General features: G+C 72.6%; 18 protein-coding genes. 12 read left to right on the forward strand and 6 right to left on the reverse strand.

Going from position 1 to position 15,946, the window contains the following annotated elements:
• Window positions 1–18 precede the first annotated feature (18 nt).
• The 3 genes from ABZ459_RS03850 (at window position 19) to ABZ459_RS03860 (ending at window position 3,400) form a co-directional block, all read left to right on the forward strand.
• The gene (locus ABZ459_RS03850) at window positions 19–1,941 is read left to right on the forward strand and encodes a hypothetical protein (RefSeq protein ID WP_357965441.1); all 1,923 of its coding nucleotides are present in this window, start codon (window positions 19–21) and stop codon (window positions 1,939–1,941) included.
• Between the two features lie 86 nt (window positions 1,942–2,027).
• Complete coding sequence (locus tag ABZ459_RS03855; RefSeq protein WP_357965443.1) at window positions 2,028–3,005, forward strand: aldo/keto reductase; 978 nt, start codon at window positions 2,028–2,030, stop codon at window positions 3,003–3,005.
• Between the two features lie 89 nt (window positions 3,006–3,094).
• Window positions 3,095–3,400, forward strand: a complete 306-nt coding sequence (locus tag ABZ459_RS03860; RefSeq protein WP_357965446.1) for a hypothetical protein — start codon at window positions 3,095–3,097, stop codon at window positions 3,398–3,400.
• 165 nt (window positions 3,401–3,565) lie between these two features.
• On the opposite strand, the gene ABZ459_RS03865 is transcribed toward ABZ459_RS03860, so the two are convergent.
• Together ABZ459_RS03865 and ABZ459_RS03870 are read right to left on the reverse strand one after the other, a co-directional pair.
• Window positions 3,566–3,784 (reverse strand): PLDc N-terminal domain-containing protein, encoded by a 219-nt coding sequence (locus ABZ459_RS03865; protein ID WP_357965447.1) that lies wholly within the window; start codon window positions 3,782–3,784, stop codon window positions 3,566–3,568.
• Between the two features lie 103 nt (window positions 3,785–3,887).
• Window positions 3,888–4,583, reverse strand: coding sequence for a GntR family transcriptional regulator (locus tag ABZ459_RS03870; RefSeq protein ID WP_357965450.1), 696 nt, complete (start codon window positions 4,581–4,583; stop codon window positions 3,888–3,890).
• A 115-nt stretch (window positions 4,584–4,698) separates the two neighbouring features.
• Between ABZ459_RS03870 and ABZ459_RS03875 the strand changes: the two genes are divergently transcribed.
• On the forward strand, window positions 4,699–5,412 hold the full coding sequence (locus tag ABZ459_RS03875; protein ID WP_357965452.1) for a putative N-acetylmannosamine-6-phosphate 2-epimerase: 714 nt from the start codon (window positions 4,699–4,701) through the stop codon (window positions 5,410–5,412).
• Between the two features lie 167 nt (window positions 5,413–5,579).
• Window positions 5,580–6,668, forward strand: coding sequence for an ROK family protein (locus ABZ459_RS03880; RefSeq protein WP_357965455.1), 1,089 nt, complete (start codon window positions 5,580–5,582; stop codon window positions 6,666–6,668).
• A 32-nt stretch (window positions 6,669–6,700) separates the two neighbouring features.
• Here the strand turns inward: ABZ459_RS03880 and ABZ459_RS03885 are convergent, their stop codons facing one another.
• Complete coding sequence (locus tag ABZ459_RS03885) at window positions 6,701–7,657, reverse strand: ankyrin repeat domain-containing protein (RefSeq protein WP_357965458.1); 957 nt, start codon at window positions 7,655–7,657, stop codon at window positions 6,701–6,703.
• Window positions 7,658–7,966: 309 nt separating this feature from the next.
• On the opposite strand from ABZ459_RS03885, the gene ABZ459_RS03890 reads away from it, so the two are divergent.
• A complete protein-coding gene (locus tag ABZ459_RS03890; RefSeq protein WP_357965461.1) occupies window positions 7,967–8,632 on the forward strand; it encodes an excalibur calcium-binding domain-containing protein in 666 nt (221 codons plus the stop codon).
• Between the two features lie 60 nt (window positions 8,633–8,692).
• Here ABZ459_RS03890 and ABZ459_RS03895 read toward each other — a convergent pair whose 3' ends face one another.
• Entirely contained in the window at window positions 8,693–8,923 is a 231-nt protein-coding gene (locus ABZ459_RS03895) for a hypothetical protein (protein WP_357965464.1), read from the reverse strand.
• Between the two features lie 136 nt (window positions 8,924–9,059).
• Here ABZ459_RS03895 and ABZ459_RS03900 point away from each other — a divergent pair, with 136 nt between their 5' ends.
• Genes ABZ459_RS03900 through ABZ459_RS03910 form a run of 3 tightly spaced genes read left to right on the forward strand, consistent with a single transcriptional unit; the run spans window position 9,060 to window position 10,890 of the window.
• Window positions 9,060–9,440, forward strand: a complete 381-nt coding sequence (locus ABZ459_RS03900; RefSeq protein WP_357965467.1) for a metalloregulator ArsR/SmtB family transcription factor — start codon at window positions 9,060–9,062, stop codon at window positions 9,438–9,440.
• The gene (locus ABZ459_RS03905) at window positions 9,437–10,129 is read left to right on the forward strand and encodes a cation transporter (protein WP_357965469.1); all 693 of its coding nucleotides are present in this window, start codon (window positions 9,437–9,439) and stop codon (window positions 10,127–10,129) included. The genes ABZ459_RS03900 and ABZ459_RS03905 overlap by 4 nt, the downstream gene beginning before the upstream one ends.
• A gap of 32 nt (window positions 10,130–10,161) precedes the next feature.
• Window positions 10,162–10,890, forward strand: coding sequence for a TSUP family transporter (locus ABZ459_RS03910; protein WP_357965471.1), 729 nt, complete (start codon window positions 10,162–10,164; stop codon window positions 10,888–10,890).
• A gap of 85 nt (window positions 10,891–10,975) precedes the next feature.
• Here ABZ459_RS03910 and ABZ459_RS03915 read toward each other — a convergent pair whose 3' ends face one another.
• A complete protein-coding gene (locus ABZ459_RS03915) occupies window positions 10,976–12,112 on the reverse strand; it encodes a DUF6596 domain-containing protein (RefSeq protein ID WP_357965473.1) in 1,137 nt (378 codons plus the stop codon).
• Window positions 12,113–12,150: 38 nt separating this feature from the next.
• Window positions 12,151–12,558: a YciI family protein gene (locus ABZ459_RS03920; protein ID WP_357965476.1), complete on the reverse strand. Its 408-nt coding sequence runs from the start codon at window positions 12,556–12,558 to the stop codon at window positions 12,151–12,153.
• 601 nt (window positions 12,559–13,159) lie between these two features.
• On the opposite strand from ABZ459_RS03920, the gene ABZ459_RS03925 reads away from it, so the two are divergent.
• The 3 genes from ABZ459_RS03925 to ABZ459_RS03935 all read left to right on the forward strand — a co-directional run bounded on the left by ABZ459_RS03925 (window position 13,160) and on the right by ABZ459_RS03935 (window position 15,929).
• Entirely contained in the window at window positions 13,160–13,714 is a 555-nt protein-coding gene (locus ABZ459_RS03925; RefSeq protein ID WP_357965479.1) for a hypothetical protein, read from the forward strand.
• Window positions 13,715–14,275: 561 nt separating this feature from the next.
• Window positions 14,276–15,160, forward strand: coding sequence for a DUF2268 domain-containing putative Zn-dependent protease (locus ABZ459_RS03930; protein ID WP_357965481.1), 885 nt, complete (start codon window positions 14,276–14,278; stop codon window positions 15,158–15,160).
• Window positions 15,161–15,170: 10 nt separating this feature from the next.
• The gene (locus ABZ459_RS03935; protein ID WP_357965483.1) at window positions 15,171–15,929 is read left to right on the forward strand and encodes a MerR family transcriptional regulator; all 759 of its coding nucleotides are present in this window, start codon (window positions 15,171–15,173) and stop codon (window positions 15,927–15,929) included.
• Window positions 15,930–15,946: the final 17 nt, after the last annotated feature.

A 15,946-nucleotide genomic window follows, 5' to 3' on the forward strand; every position in this document is an offset into this window, starting at 1 on the left:
CGAATGGGGACGGAAACCGTGGGCGTTTTAGAGGAGCTGGGGGTTCGCCTGCCCCCGTATCCGGACATCAGGCTCGCGCTCGTGCTCGGTGAGCGCGCTCTGTACGTGAACGGGGATCTGCAGACCGCCAGACGCTGGTTCGACTCGGCCTACCGGCAGGCCGAGGCGTGCGGCGACGTGCCCGCCCTGGCCAGGGCGGCGCTCGGCCTGGGCGGGGTGTGGGTGCAGGAGCACCGCACGTGCGCGGAGTCGGAGATGGTGCGCGCGCGTCAGCGGCACGCGTTGTCGCTGATCGATCCGTACTCGTCGCTGGCCCTGCGGCTGCGGATCAGGATGACCGGGGAGGAGGACTACGGCGCGGGCGGGCACGAGGAGATCCTCCGGCTCGTCGCGCGGGCCAGGAGCGCGGGCGATCCGGCGGCGCTGGCCGAGGCGCTGAGCCTGGCCCACCACTGCCTGCTCGGCCCGGAGCACGGGCCGGCCCGGCTGGAGCTGGCCAGGGAGCTGATCGGCCAGGCGGCGGTCACCGGCCGCCGGGGCGACCTGCTGATGGGCCTGCTGTGGCGGACGGTCGACCTCTACCTGGCCGCCGACCCGCACGCCGGACGCTGCCTGGAGGAGCTGCGGGGCCTGCTGGCCGAGCACGACCACCTGGCGGTCGGGTTCGTGACCGACGTGATCAGGGTGATGCTGGCCGTCAGGGCGGGCCGGTTCGAGCAGGCGGAGAAGATGGCCGGCGACTGCTTCGAGCGCGGCCTCCAGGCCGGCGACATGGACGCCACCGGCTGGTACGGCGGCCAGATCGCCGTCATCCGCTGGTACCAGGGCCGCACGGCCGAGCTGCTGCCGGTGCTGGCCGACCTGGTCAGCTCGCCCACGCTCAGCCCGGTCGACAACTCCTACCTGGCGGGCCTCGCGCTGGCCGCGGCCACCTCGGGCGACCGCAGGGCGGCGGCCGGCCACCTGGCCCGGCTGCGCGGCCGGAACCTGGCCGACCTGCCGAGGTCGAGCACGTGGTTGTTCTCGATGTACTGCGTCGTCGAGACCGCCCACCTGCTCCAGGACGCCGGCACCGCCGCCGAGGCGTACGCGCTGCTGCTGCCGTTCGCCGCTCTGCCGGTGGTGGCCAGCCTGGGCGTGCTCTGCCTCGGCTCGGTGCAGCACAGCCTCGGCATGGCCGCGCTCACGACCGGCGACGTGGACCGCGCCGCCGGGCACCTGGCGGAGGCCGTACGGGCCGACCTGGCGCTCGGCCACTGGCCCGCCGCGACGCTGTCGCGCTGGCGGCTCGGCCAGGCGCTCGCGCTGCGCGACGGGCCGCACGACAAGGCGGCGCGGGCCGCCCAGAACGCCGCCGCGCAGGAGGCCAGGGAGCTCGGCATGGTGCTGCCCGCCGTGGTCGGCAGGGCGGGCGCGGCGCACGGGGCGTTCCGGCTGCGCAGGCACGGACGGCACTGGCAGGTCGAGCACGGCGGGCGGCTGGTGGTCGTCGAGCACAGCGTCGGCATGCAGCACCTGGCGACCTTGATCGCCAACCCGGGGCGCGAGATCCTGGCCGCCGACCTGGCCGCGGGCGCGCCGGCGCAGGAGAGCGAGCCGGCCTCGGCGCAGCCGGTGCTGGACGACCTGGCCAGGGAGACCTACCGGCAGCGGCTGACCCAGTTGCAGGCCGACATCGACGAGCTGGAGGCGATGAACGACCTCGAACGGGCCGCCGCGCTGCGGCTGGAGCGCGAATGGCTGGTGGCCGAGCTGTCGGCGGCGACCGGGATCGGCGGGCGGGCGCGGCCGTTCACCGGCACGGAGGAACGGGCGCGGATCGCCGTGGGCAAGGCGATCAGGCGGGCGATCTCCCGCGTCTCGTCGGCCGACCAGGCGCTGGGGGAGGAACTGCGGGCCACCGTGCACACGGGTGTGCGGTGCAGCTACCGGCCTCGCTGACCGCCGTACGGGCGTGCCCCCGCGGCGCGCCCGTACCTTTTCGTCCGGGACACTGGTCGCAGGAACCAGACGAACGGACAAACAGCATGGAACACCGCACACTCGGACGTACGGGACGTCAGGTCGGCGTCGTGGGCCTCGGCGCCTGGCAGCTCGGCGCCGACTGGGGCGAGGTGAGCGAGGACGAGGCGTTCGCCACCCTGGAGGCGGCCGTGGCGGCGGGCGTCACGTTCGTCGACACCGCCGACGTCTACGGCGACGGCCGCAGCGAGCAGATCGTCGGCCGCTTCGCCAAGGCACATCCCGGGCTCACCGTGGCCACCAAGATGGGCCGCCGGATGGCGCAGGTCCCGGCCAACTACGTGATGGACAACTTCCGCGCCTGGAACGAGCGCTCCCGGCGCAACCTCGGCATGGACACCCTCGACCTGGTCCAGCTCCACTGCCCGCCCACCCCCGTGTACTCCTCCGACGCGGTCTTCGACGCCCTGGACACGCTGCTCGCCGAGCAGAAGATCGCGGCGTACGGCGTCAGCGTGGAGACCTGCGAGGAGGCGCTGACCGCCATCGCCAGGCCGGGCGTGGCGACCGTGCAGATCATCCTCAACGCGTTCCGGCTCAAGCCGCTGGAGCGGGTCCTGCCCGCCGCCCGTGCGGCCGGGGTGGGCGTCATCGCCCGCGTCCCGCTGGCCAGCGGCCTGCTGTCGGGCCGCTACGACGAGCACACCGTGTTCGCCCCCGACGACCACCGCACCTACAACCGGCACGGCGAGTCGTTCGACGTCGGCGAGACCTTCTCCGGCGTGGAGTTCGGCACCGGCCTGGAGGCGGTGCGGCGGCTGGCCGGGCTGGTGCCCGAGGGGGCGTCCATGGCCCAGTTCGCGCTGCGCTGGATCCTCGACCAACCCGGCGTCTCGGTCGTCATCCCCGGCGCGCGCAACCCCGGCCAGGCACGGTCCAACGCGGCCGCGGCCGACCTGTCCCCGCTCCCGACGGAGACGCTGCAGGCCGTGCAGGCCGTCTACGACGAGCTGATCCGGCCGCAGGTGCACGACCGGTGGTGAACCGTTGACGGTACGGCTTCCCGCGCTCTAATGTTTAGGAAACTTTCCTAAGCAATTCTCGCCGCGCGCACACCTCCGAGGAGCCCCGCATGAACGCGAGAAGATGGACCGCCGGCTGCGCCGCCCTCGCCACGGGTCTGGTCCTGCTGGGCGCCCCGGCCGCCTCCGCCGCGCCCACCGGCTGCACGTACCAGCTCAACCAGGCCGAACGCTGGGCCACCAGCTACTGCCCGAGCGGCACCGGCGAGCACCGCATCCACGTGATCCAGCGCCACTTCCTGCCCGAGGTGGGCCTGATCCCGATCGAGGGCCCGTGGGTGCCGGCCGGGCAGACCTCCTACACCGGGATCACGCCCCACACCACGGTGAGCGTCTGGGTGGACACCCGCGGATGAACACCAACGGATACGGCGGTTTCTGTCCGCACGCGAGCATGACCCCCAACGGATACGGCGGCTTCACCTCCCACTGACACGGGACCTTCACCGCCCGGCCGACGCGGGACCTTCAGCGCCCGCCGACACGGGGGGCTTCGGCGCCCGCGCCAGGAGTGGCCGGCGTCAGCGCCCGCGGCCCCTTCGCCTGCCGTACGCCAGGTAGGCGATGGGTCCGAACGGCTGCACGAAGATGCCCAGCCACCAGACGCCCTTCCAGCCGTGGATCTCCCGCTGCGGCCGGCGCCACAGATCCACGGCGGCGGCCCCGGTGAGCACCAGCTCCGCCGAACCGAGCCCGAGCAGCACCGCCCGCCGCCGGCCCGACATGTCACTCCATCGCATGGCCGAACACTCCGATCGACCCCTCTGAGGACAAAGCCTGTCATTCCGTCGTCTACCCCACCCGTCGCCGCCCGACAAGCCCCCCCTCTCGCCCGGCCGTCCCTCACCGCCGGATCGCGATCTCGTAGGAGTAGCGGTCGCCACGGTAGATCGACTTGGCCGCCTCGACCGCCCTTCCCCGCTGGTCGTAGGCCACCCGTTCGACCAGCAACGCCGGCGCCAGCGGCGCCGCCTCCAGCAGCTCCGCCTCCTCCGGCTCCAGCACCGTGGCCCTGATCGACTGCTCGGCCCGCTCCAGCCTGATCCGGTACGCCCCCGCCAGCATCTCGTACAGCGACCCGCCGAGCGGCCGGTCGAGCAGTCCGGGCACGAACGCGGCCGGCACGTGGGCACGCTCCAGGCACATCGGCGAACCGCTGGCCGTACGCACCCGGCACAACCGCACGACCGGGTCCGCCGGGCTGATGCCGAGCGCCTGCCCCACCCGCGCCCCCGCGGGCACCTCGGCCGCCTCCAGCAGCCGCGACCCCGGCTCCAGCCCCCGCCCCCGCATGTCCTCGCTGAACGACGTCAGCTCGATCGTCTTGGCGATGCTCCGGTGCGCGACGAACGTCCCCGCCCCCTGGACGCGGTAGACCCGCTGTCCGGTCTCCAGCCGGTCGACCGCCCGCCGCACGGTCAGCCTGCTGACCCCGAACTCCTCGGCGAGATCGCGTTCGGCGGGCAGCCGTTCGCCCGGCTTCAGCTCGGTCTCGATGAGCGCGAGCAGATGGTCTGTGAGCTGGCCGATCTTCGTCACGGATGGTCGTCCTCGGTCAGGGTGGGCCTCTTGACGCTCCGATCGTAATTGGGCTATACCAATCGAGCAAATGGGGCGGGTTGTCTCCCTTTAACGAAAGATTGGGCTGTACCAAATGGATGTGGTGACCGCGATCGAAGGCGGCCTGGTCGTGAGCTGCCAGGCCCCCGAGGGCCATCCCCTCCGCGACCCGGACACCATCGCGCTGCTCGCCCGCTGCGCCGAACTCGGCGGCGCGGCCGGCCTGCGCGTGAACGGCCCCGAGGACGTCCGCGCGGTCAAGGCCGCCACGGACCTCCCCCTGATCGGCCTGGCCAAGGCCCCCCGCCCCCACGCCCGCCCCCTGATCACCCCCACCTTCGCCCTGTGCGAAGCCCTGGTACGAGCCGGCGCCGACATGGTGGCTTTGGAGGTGACGGCGGAGGCCGTGGCGGAAGCGGGCGACCCGCCGTCCCTGGTCGAACGGGTGTGGAGAGAACTGGGCGTGCCCGTCATGGCCGACGTCTCGACAGCGGAGGAAGGACTGCTCGCCTGGAACCGAGGCGCAGCCCTGATCTCCACCACCCTCTCCGGCTACACCCCCTACACCACCCCCGCCCCCGCCGCCGCTCCTCGGCCGGGGCTTCCTCATGAGCCCGACCTCGACCTGGTCGGCGTTCTCGCCGCCCTCGGAGTCCGTACGGTCGCCGAGGGCCGGCTCCGCACCGACGCCCACGTGGCCGAGGCGTTCGCCCGAGGCGCCTGGTCCGTCGTGATCGGCGCCGCCATCACCGATCCCCTCGCCCTCACCCGCCACCTCACCACGGCCACCCCCAGGGAAAGCCGATGACTCCCACCCCACCCCACGCAGTCCCCCACCACCCCGGCGAACCCATGCCCACCCCAAACCGCCACCCAGACAACACCCCAGCGGCACACCCCCACCTGAACAGCACCGCCCAACCCCTCACAGACAGCACCCCAGCCGGACACCCCCGCGCGAAAAGCGCCCCCAACGTGCGGCGCCACGCGGACGCCATCCCCGCCGTGCTCGGCATCGACATCGGCGGTACCAAGACCGCCGCCGCCCTGATCCCGGCCTCGGCCACCCCCGAGACGGAGATTCGCCTGCCCGCCCGCGTCCCCACACCTGCCGGAGGCGGCGCCGCGGCGGTGCTGGCCGCCGCGCTGGACCTGGCCGAAGACCGCCTCACCCAGGCACGCGCCGCCGGGATGGACGTCATCGCCTGCGGAGTCGGCAGCGCCGGGACGATCGGCGACAACGGCGTGGTCACGCACGCCACCGACGCCCTGCCCGGCTGGCGGGGCACCGACCTGGCCACCGCCTTCACCCAACGGCTCGGCCTGCCCGTCACCGTGCTCAACGACGTCCACGCCTGGGCGCTCGGGGAGGCCCGCCACGGCGCGGCCCGGGGCAGCCACCTGGCCCTGGTCCTCACGATCGGCACCGGCGTCGGCGGCGCCCTCGTACGTGACGGCGAACTCCTGCGTGGCCGCAACGGCATGGCGGGCTCCCTCGGCCACACCCCGGCCGTCCTGCCCCCGAACGCCGACGCCGACCGCCCGTGCCCCTGCGGCGCGACGGGCCACCTGGAGGCGTACGCGTCAGGCCCGGCGATCCTGTCGGCCTACCACGCCCGCGGCGGCACCGCCCCCGACCTCGGATCCCTCTCCGCAGCCCTACACAACACCGAACCCCCAGCCCTCGGACCCCTCTCCGCAGCCCAACGCAACACCGAACCCCCCACCCCGCGAACCCCGACAAGCACCACCGATCTACGAGACCTGATCGAGCTTTCCGGTCATCAGGATCAGGCGGAGAGCGCCGACCCTTTGGCCCATGAGGTGATCCGCGAGGCCGCCGTCATCCTCGGCCGATCGATCGCCTCCGCCGCCACCCTCCTGGACCCGGACGTGATCGTCCTGGGCGGCGGCGTCACCGGCCTCGGCGACCTCCTGACCGTCCCCCTGATCGAGACGATCCGCCGGTACGCGCCCCGCGGCCTCGCCGCCGTCCCCGTCCGGCTCTCGACCCTGGGCTCACACGGAGCCGTGCTGGGCGCGGCCTCGGCCGCCATACCCTGACTCCGGAGCAAGCACGTACCGGCCGACCGGCGTCAGCCGCGAGGCGGGAGGTGCAGCCAGATGTCGGGCGGCCCCAGGACGGGCCGGGCGTCGGTGAGCCGCAGCCCCGTGTACGCGCAGCAGTACGCCACAGCCTCCCCCTGGTAGAGAAAGGCGTTCAGCACCTCGTCCGCCGAGCTGTCCGGCGACACCCAGCCGCCACCCGGATACGCGTCCCACTCCTCGACGACGCCGTTCCGCGAGCTGCAGCCCTGGTTGCCGCCCTTCGGATCGGCGTACATCGCGTAGCAGACGGTGCCGGCCGAGAGGCGGTTGATCACGTCGGCGCTGGTCACCTCGGAAGCCCGGCGCCGGCTGACCACGCATCCGCCCGGCACGTCGGTGGCCCCCACCAGACCGTTCCCCTCACGCGGGTACGGCTCGTCGAGCACCCCGTCGATCCCGGCTCCCTCGGCCACCGTCGCCCCCAGCCGCCGCGCCGCCTCCGCCGCGGTGACGCCCGCGACGCACACCAGCTCCAACCCGTCGTACCCGAAGTCGCCCAGGGCCTCGATCAGCCGCTCGGCCTCCACGACGGCGGCGATCTCCGCCTCCGACAGCGTGGGCTTGTCGCGCGGGAAGGGGAAGAACAGGCCCGGATTGGGACCGGCCAGGCTGAGCCGCCCGGGCGACCAGCCGCCCGTCATCGGCCGCCACGGATCGGCCCCCGCGGCGACCAGGGCGAGCGCGTTGTCCCTTTGATGGGCGAACACGGCCCGCCAGAGGGCGCTGTGCCCTTCGTACGCGGCGTCCACGTCGCCGACCCGGCGGGCCAGCTCGGCGACCACCTCGGGCGAGCCGTACTCGGCCGCGAGGTGGAGGGGCGGCCCCTCATGCCACAGGTCGGCATGCGGATCGGCGCCGGAGTCGAGGCGGGCGCGGATCTCGCTCAGATCGGACCAGTCATCCCAGCTCAGGCCGACCCATCCGGCTTCCTTGGTGACAACCACGGCACTCCCCCAGAGGCAGCTTATCGAACACCAGTACGAGCATATCGCGGCTCCGGTGCCGGACACTCCCCGACGGCCCGCCCGGCCCCGCACGCGCAACCGTCCGCGCGGGGCAGGCCCAGGAGAGCCGCGCAAGCCTCTGACCATGGACGTCGGCCACCCCGAGGTGGCCGACGATCAGTCAAACCCTAAGCGCAGCGTCGCCGCACCTCGACCAGGAGTGACATAACCGTGCCCTTCCGGCGGTACACCCCTGTCTCCGTCGGTGCGTCTCCTCACGTCCGGACCATCCGTCCCTGGAGTCACGCCATGCGTACGAACGCGAGCACGGCCAGGATCGTCACCACCGCGGCCGCCCTGTTGCCCCTCACCCTCGCCCTGAGCGCGCCGGCCGAGGCGGCCACCGTCCCCGGAGGAACCGTCGCGGCCCGGGTCGTCAAGATCGTGGACGGCGACACCATCGACGTCGTGCGCGGCACCACGAAGATCCGCGTGCAACTGCTCGGCGTGGACACCCCCGAGCGCGGGCGGTGCTGGTCGAGGGCGGCGACCGCCCGTACGGCGGCGCTCCTGCCGCCCGGGACGACGGCCCACCTGCTCACCGCCAAAACGCCGGGCCGCCCGCCCTCGCACGTGTGGAACGCCAAGGGCGTGCACGTCAACCGCAACCTGATCCGCTACGGCTACGGCAAGGCCGTCCCGTCCAAGCCGGACGACAGGTACAAGAGCCTCTTCCGCGCGGAACAGGCGAAGGCCAAGGCGGAGAGGTTGCGGATCTGGTCCGGCAAGTGCGACACGTCCACCTCCACGCCGACCCCGTCCCCCACGCCGACCCCGTCCGCCGGCACCGACCCGCGCTTCCGCACCTGCGCCGAGGCGAACGCCGCCGGCTACGGCCCGTACCGCCGGGGCGTCGACCCCGAGTACGCGTGGTACCAGGACCGCGACGGCGACGGAGTCGTCTGCGAACGCTGACCGGGACGCCCTGCCGAACGCCCCGGCCGACCGGCCGGGGCGTTCGGCACCGGCGCCACGTCAGCGATCCGGACGCGCCAGGATCGCCGCCTCGACACGCAGACCGACCCCGACCAGCGCGACGACGAGCAGGAACGCCAGCCAGGGCAGCGGCGGGATCGACCACTGCAGCAGCATGAACGCGGCCGAAGCCAGTCCGCCCGCGATGCCGGTCGTCCCGAGCACCCGAAGGATCCAGACGGCCTCACGCTCGTCGGTGGCGGGGCGGCCCCGCGGCCCGGATTGACTCACGAAGGCGAGCCTCCCAGGCCCCACCCCGTCCCGAAAGACCCCCGCGAGCACTTCCCTACGGGAAGGCGGGAGACCGGCCCCCAGGCGAACACCACCGGCCTCGCCATAGATAACGAATTCGGGCTAACATCGCCACATGGCGATTGATTCTGAAGGTGGCCGTTGTGTCAGTGCCGACATCGCCGCCGGCATCTCCCCCGCGGCCGCGCTGTTCCACTCCCTGGCCGACGAGACCCGGCTGCGCATCGTCCAGCGCCTGGCCCGTGGCGAGGCCCGCGTGGTCGACCTGACCACCCAGCTCGGCCTGGCCCAGTCCACGGTGTCCAAGCATCTGGCCTGCCTGCGCGACTGCGGCCTGATCGACTACCGCGCCGAGGGCCGCCAGTCGTTCTACTCCCTGACCCGGCCCGAGCTGATGGACGTGCTCGCCTCCGCCGAGCAGCTGCTGGCCGCCACCGGCCACGCCGTGACGCTGTGTCCCGCCCCCGTCGGGGTCACAGAGAAGCCGGTGTCGTGACCGCCGCGCACCTCACCACCCCGGCGCGCCGGACGGCCCTGCGGCGCCGCATCCGCCTGCTGGTCGCGGCCACCATCACCTACAACGTGATCGAGGCGGTGGTGGCCATCACCGCCGGCACCCTGGCCTCCTCCGCCGCGCTGGTCGGCTTCGGCCTGGACTCGGTGGTGGAGGTCGCCTCGGCCGCCGCGGTGGCCTGGCAGTTCTCCGCGGCCGACCACGAGCGCCGCGAGCGGGCCGCGTTGCGCGTCATCGCGATCTCCTTCTTCGCGCTGGCCGCCTACGTCACCTTCGACGCCGTCCGTACGCTGCTGGGGGTGGGCGAGGCCGAGCACTCCGCCCCGGGGCTCGTCCTGGCCGCACTGTCGCTGGTGATCATGCCGTTCCTGTCCCACGCGCAGCGCCGCGCCGGGCGCGAACTCGGCTCCGCCTCCGCGGTGGCCGACTCCAAGCAGACCCTGCTGTGCACCTACCTGTCCGGCGTGCTGCTGGTGGGACTGGCGCTCAACAGCCTGTTCGGCTGGTCCTGGGCCGACCCGGTCGCCGCGCTCGTGATCGCCGCCGTCGCGGTCAAGGAAGGCCGCGAAGCCTGGCGCGGTGACGCCTGCTGCGCCGTCCCGGCCGGCCCTGAGGAGCAGGCGGACGGATGCGCCCCCAGCTGCTCCTGCTGCTCGTCGTCCGGAGAATGACAGGCGCGCATCCCCGAGGAAAGGTGAGGAGCGTGAACTCCGCCCTGGTGGTGGTCGTCATGGTGGCGGCGACGTTCGCCACCGCGACGCTGTCGGCGGTGGCCGGGTTCGGCGGCGGGGTGCTGCTGCTACCGGTGTTCGTCGCGGTCCTGGGCACCCGGGACGCGGTCGCGGTGCTGACCGTCGCGCAGCTCGCCGGCAACGGCAGCCGGGTGTGGTTCAACCGGGACGAGGTCGACCGGCGTCTGGTGGGCGTCTTCGCGGCCGGGGCGGTGCCCGCCGCCGCGGCCGGCGCGCTGGTGTTCGCCGCCGCCCCGCTGGCCGCGCTGACCCGGGTCATCGGGGTGTTCCTACTGGTCATGGTGGTCCGGCGGCGCCGGCGGCCGGATGGCGTGCGGCTGGACGACGCGGCGTTCGCGGCCGTCGGAGCCGTGTCCGGGTTCGGTTCGGCGCTGGTCGGCTCCACGGGGCCGATGGTCGCCCCGTTCTTCCTGGCCCGCGGCCTGTTGCTGGGCGCCTACATCGGCACCGAGGCCGCGGCGGCGGTGGTGATGCACCTGACCAAGCTGGTCGTCTTCGGCGCGGCCGCCGTGCTCACCACGTCCGGCCTCGCCACCGGGCTGGCCCTGGCGCCGGCGAGCGCGGCCGGGGCCTGGGCGGGCAAGAAGATCGTCGACCGGCTGCCCGCCGGCGCGTTCGTGGTGGTGGTCGAGGCGGGGCTGGTCGCGTCCGGGCTGGTGCTCGTCGTCACCGGAGGCTGAGGATCCGGCCGTCCGAAGCTGGACGACGTCAGGCCCGGACCACGACGACCGGACGCTGACCGCCGGGCCCGCCCGCGCCGGAACGTCACGCCTCGCGCAGCCGGGTGGCCTGGCGCGTGAGGTGGTCACGTTCGGGGAGGGTGGGCGCCGATCGGGCGGCCTCGGCGTAGAGCCGCGCCGCGGTGGCCGGGTCGCCGGCACGTTCGTGCAGGTAGGCCGCGACGGCTGCGTGGCGGGGCAGGGCCGGGTCGAGCTCGGCCAGGGCGGCCAGACCGGCCCGCGGGCCGTCGGCCTCGCCGACGGCGACGGCCCGGTTGAGGCGGGCCACCGGGCTGCCGGTGAGGCGGACCAGCTCGTCGTACCACTCGACGATCTGCGCCCAGTCGGTCTCCCCGGCCGTCGGGGCGTCGGCGTGCAGCGCGGCGATGGCGGCCTGGGCCTGGAACTCGCCCAGCCGGTCGCGGGCGAGGGCCGCCTGGAGCACGTCGACGCCCTCGGCGATCAGGCGGGTGTCCCACAGGCCGCGGTCCTGCTCGGCGAGGGGCACGAGGCTCCCGTCGGGAGCGGTGCGTGCCGGCCGCCGGGCGTGGTGCAGCAGCATGAGCGCGAGCAGGCCCGCCACCTCCTCGTGCTTGATCCTCGCCGCGAGCAGCCGGGTGAGCCGGATCGCCTCGGCGGCGAGGTCGACGTCGCCGGAGTAGCCCTCGTTGAAGACCAGGTAGAGCACGCGCAGCACGGTGGCGACGTCGCCGGGCTGGTTGAACCGCACGCCGGAGACGGTGCGCTTGGCCCGGCTGATCCGCTGGGCCATGGTCGCCTCCGGCACCAGGTACGCCTGCGCGATCTGCCGCGTGCTCAGCCCGCCGACCGCGCGCAGCGTGAGCGCGACGGCCGAGGCCGGCGTCAGGGACGGGTGCGCGCACAGGAAGTACAGCTGGAGCGTGTCGTCCACCGCCTCCCCGGGGCCCGGCGGGGGCTCGCTCTCGACGCGGGTCTCGCGGTGCCGCCGGGAGGCGTCGGCGCGGGCGGCGTCGAGGAACTTGCGCCAGGCCACGGTGACCAGCCAGCCCTTGGGATCGCGGGGCGGGTCGTCCGGCCACACGCGCACGGCCTCGGACAGGGCGTCCTGGACGGCGTCCTCGGCCGCCGCGAAGTCCGCTCCGCGGCGGACGACGACGCCGATCACCGCGGGCACCAGCTCCCGCAGCAGCGACTCGTTCACCCGGCCACCAGGTGCGTCCCGGTCAGGAAACGACTCGTTCACTCGGCCACCAGGTGCGTCCCGGTCAGGAACGGCCGCACCTCCAGCCACTCGTGGATCGGCTCGCCGCCCGCGCCCGGCGCCGCGGACAGCTCGCCGGCCAGGTGCAGCGCCCGTTCGTAGCTGCCGACGTCGATCACCATCCAGCCCGCGATCAGGTCCTTGGTCTCGGCGAACGGGCCGTCGGTGACCGGCGGCCGCCCCTCGCCGTCGTAGCGCACGAACGTGCCCTCGGGCGAGAGCCCCTGACTGTCGACGAACTCGCCGCTCTCCTGAAGCCGGGCGGCGAAGTCCCGCATGTACTGGACGTGGGCCGCGACCTCCTCCGGCGTCCACTGGCCCATCGGCACGTCGTTGACCGCCGCCGGCGCACCCCGGTAGTGCTTGAGCAGCAGGTATTTGGCCATCAGGTCCTCCTTCGAGCTGTCCGGCCCAGTCTGGCGGGGTTCCGCCCTCGGGACAAAACTCGGCTTGACCTTGACGTTGCGGCAGGGGACGAGGGTCTGACGGAGTCGAACGGGGAGCCTTCCACCTGCCTCATCGTCACTGCCGGTCTCGTGATGTCGGTTGGGTGGAGCATGCGAATGGGGGCAGCCATGATGCAAGCGCCTCAGAACTTTCCCCTGCCCGCCCCGTGCCTCGGGACCATCCCCGCATGCGCGATCATCGGCCTGCGGTAACGGTTGAGAATCACGCCGCCCCCGCCTACCAGGGGCAGGGTGCAATGGAGCTATGTCAGCCAGGCGGCCGGGATCGCAGGAGCAACCATCGCGGCGACGAACGAGGGCCTCCTGGACTGGGGACGCGTCAAGCCGTTCGGGAGCCTCCGGCTGCTCACAGCTTCTTTGCGGCTGGTGGCATGAACCCGGGCGGAGGGCCTGGTACCACGAGCCCGACCGCGGATCCCTCGGCACAAGTCACTTCCAAGTGTGACTGCAATGGCGTGCGCCACCGTGTTCGTCGTGCCGGAAACGCCGACACGAGCGACCGATTCGAGGGACGTAAACCGTGTACAAGAAGGTGCTCGCCACTGCGGCGTCCGCCGTCCTGGCCCTGACCCTGACTCCCGCAGACCCCGCCGCCGCGAAGCCGGTCGTCTCGATCGTCGCGGGGTACTCCGCAACCGTCAAGGAGAACGACAGCAGCTTCTTCTGCCCCGAGAACGAGGTGTTGATCGGCCGGGCGCACCATGGGGACGAGAACGGCTACACGACGTACTGGTGCGGCAAGATCTGGATCGACAGGACACAGGTCGCCGTGTCCACGAACCGCTACCAGCTGGTCGACCCCGAGACCTACTCGTGGTTCGAGGCTCCTGAGAGCAACGCCATGGTCGGCCGCGAGCACGACGGGGACGAGAACGGCATCAGCGTGGTCTACTTCGCCATGCTCACGTATCTGGGCAGGCCCGTGACGCTGGTCAATAAGCGCTGGTCGGAGACATACACCGAGGAGTCGCACGAGTCGAAGGCGAACCCGGGCGAGATCATGACGGGACGCAAGCACTTCGGCGACGAGAACGGCGACACCGAGTACCAGTACGCCGTGGTCACGTACTACTGACCGATGCGCCACGGAGAGGGCCCACTGGGCGCTCGCGCAGTGGCGGCGCGCAGGTGAAGGGGGCAGCGCGTGGTTCGGGAAGACTGAGCGCTGTTCATGGTCGACGTACCGGCGTGCAGATCGACATGCAGACCGCCGAGGTAGCCCGACGCCCCTGATCGCTATCCCTAGGAGGCAGTGCCGGTGGAATCTGCCCGCCCAGAGGAGGCGATGTCCAGCTTCGGGTCACGGCTTCATGACGGGAACGCGCTGTGTGCCCCGGCGCGGCTGCGGTGGCGGGACCCTGATGGCATGCCGAGTTCTCCCGGCCCCGAGACACCGCAGCCGCGCAAGCGGTTCTTCTCGCACGTGACCGAGACCGTCTACCGGCAAGAGATCCGCCCTGACCAGGGGCAAGGTCGTGATGGACAAGATCTTCAAGCCGCAAGCCCGGTAGAGCAGCGGCTCCCCGTTCGGCTCCCAAGGATCAGCAGCAACGCCCGACTCCCCTTCTGAGCAGCCGAGAAAGCCGGATCCGGCTGGCTTGACGTTGACGTTGCGTCAACTTCTAGCATCGGGGCCATGTCGATCACTGTTCTTGACACCTGCTCCGCCATGCGGCGGATCCTGTCGGCCCCGATGGCGGACCGCGCCGGCCTGCTGCGTTCGATGCTGGAGCCCAACGCCGGCATGTACCGCTACTACCCCGGTGAGGTCGATCTGGTGTCCGTGCATCTCCAGACGTCCGGGTTCCCCATCGACCGTGACGAGAAGCGTTGCCTCGACGCGCTGGACACCCTGGAGGCGGCCGGCGCGTGGGAGCGGATGCAACGCGCGCTCGACGACGCGCTCGCCGTGCTGCTGGAGGCGACGCCGGGGATGGACGTTCCGGACATCACCGTGCTGTTCGTACTCGGCGATCCGGCTGACGAGCATTTCATGGGGCCCTGCCAGGGAGTGACCGGGTTCGGTGGCATCTCGGGCAACATCGCCATCACGTTCTGGCCCTTCCCCGAGAACGTGGAGCGGCTGGAGGCCACCGCCGTGCACGAGCTCCACCACAACCTGAGGTTCAGCCCCGGCGGGGTCGTGTGGGACCCGGCGACCGTCACGGTCGGCGAGCACGTCGTCTCCGAGGGCCTGGCCGACGCCTTCGCCCGCCAGCTCTACGGCGACGAGCTCGGCCCCGCCCGCATCGGCGTGCCGCACCTGCACGACGACGCGGTCTTCGACAAGGTGCTCACCGGCCTCGACGTGACGGGCATGGAGAACTTCACCGCCTGGGTGCACGGCGACGCCGGCGCCGAGCACCTCGGCGTCACCCCGGTGGGCCTGCCGATGGGCGCCGGGTACGCCGCGGGCAACCGGCTGGTCGACGCCTACCTGGCGGCGACCGGCCGGACGGCGGCGCAGGCCCTGCACGCCGACAGCGCGGAGATCATCGCGACCACGCTCCGCCGCGGGTGACACTGGAACGATGGAGTGGACGATCCAGGAGCTCGCGGCCAGGGCCGGCGTCAGCAGCCGTACCCTGCGGCACTACGACAGCGTCGGGCTCCTGACTCCGTCCCGGGTGGGCGCGAACGGCCACCGCCACTACGACTCCACCGCGGTCCTGCGGTTGCAGCGGATCCTGCTCCTGCGCCGACTCGGCATGGGCCTGCCGGCCATCGCCGAGGTCCTGGCCGACGAGGTGGACGCGTGCGACGGGCTGCGCGCCCACATCGCCGCGCTGGAGGAGGAGCGCGACCGCATCGACCGGCAGATCAGCTCCGTGCGTCACACGCTGGACGCCCTGCTGGCGGGGGCGGAGCCGCGGATGGACGTCATGCTGGCCGGGTTCAACGACCACTACAAGGACGACGTGATCTCACGCTGGGGCGAGCGCGCGTTCCAGGTGAGCAACGACTGGTGGCACGGCAAGACGCTCGACCAGCAGCGGGCCTGGAAGCGGGCCGCCGAGGAGCTGGTCGCCGCGTGGGTCGCCGCGGTGCAGGCCGGAGTCTCCCCCACCTCCGACCGCGCCCAGTCGCTGGCCGCCCGGCACGTCCGGTGGCTGAGCCAGATTCCGGGCACGCCCACGGCCGAGGGCGACCGGGAGCGCTCGATCGAGATGGTGAGCTGCCTCGGCGACATGTACGTCGACGACCCCAGGTTCACCGCCATGTACGGCGACGCCGCCGGGGCGAGGTTCGTCCGCGACGCGCTGCAGGCGTACGCGCGTACCCAGATGTAAGCGCGCGTACCCGGATG

This window comes from Nonomuraea sp. NPDC005692 (assembly GCF_040631115.1).
Lineage (GTDB): Bacteria > Actinomycetota > Actinomycetes > Streptosporangiales > Streptosporangiaceae > Nonomuraea.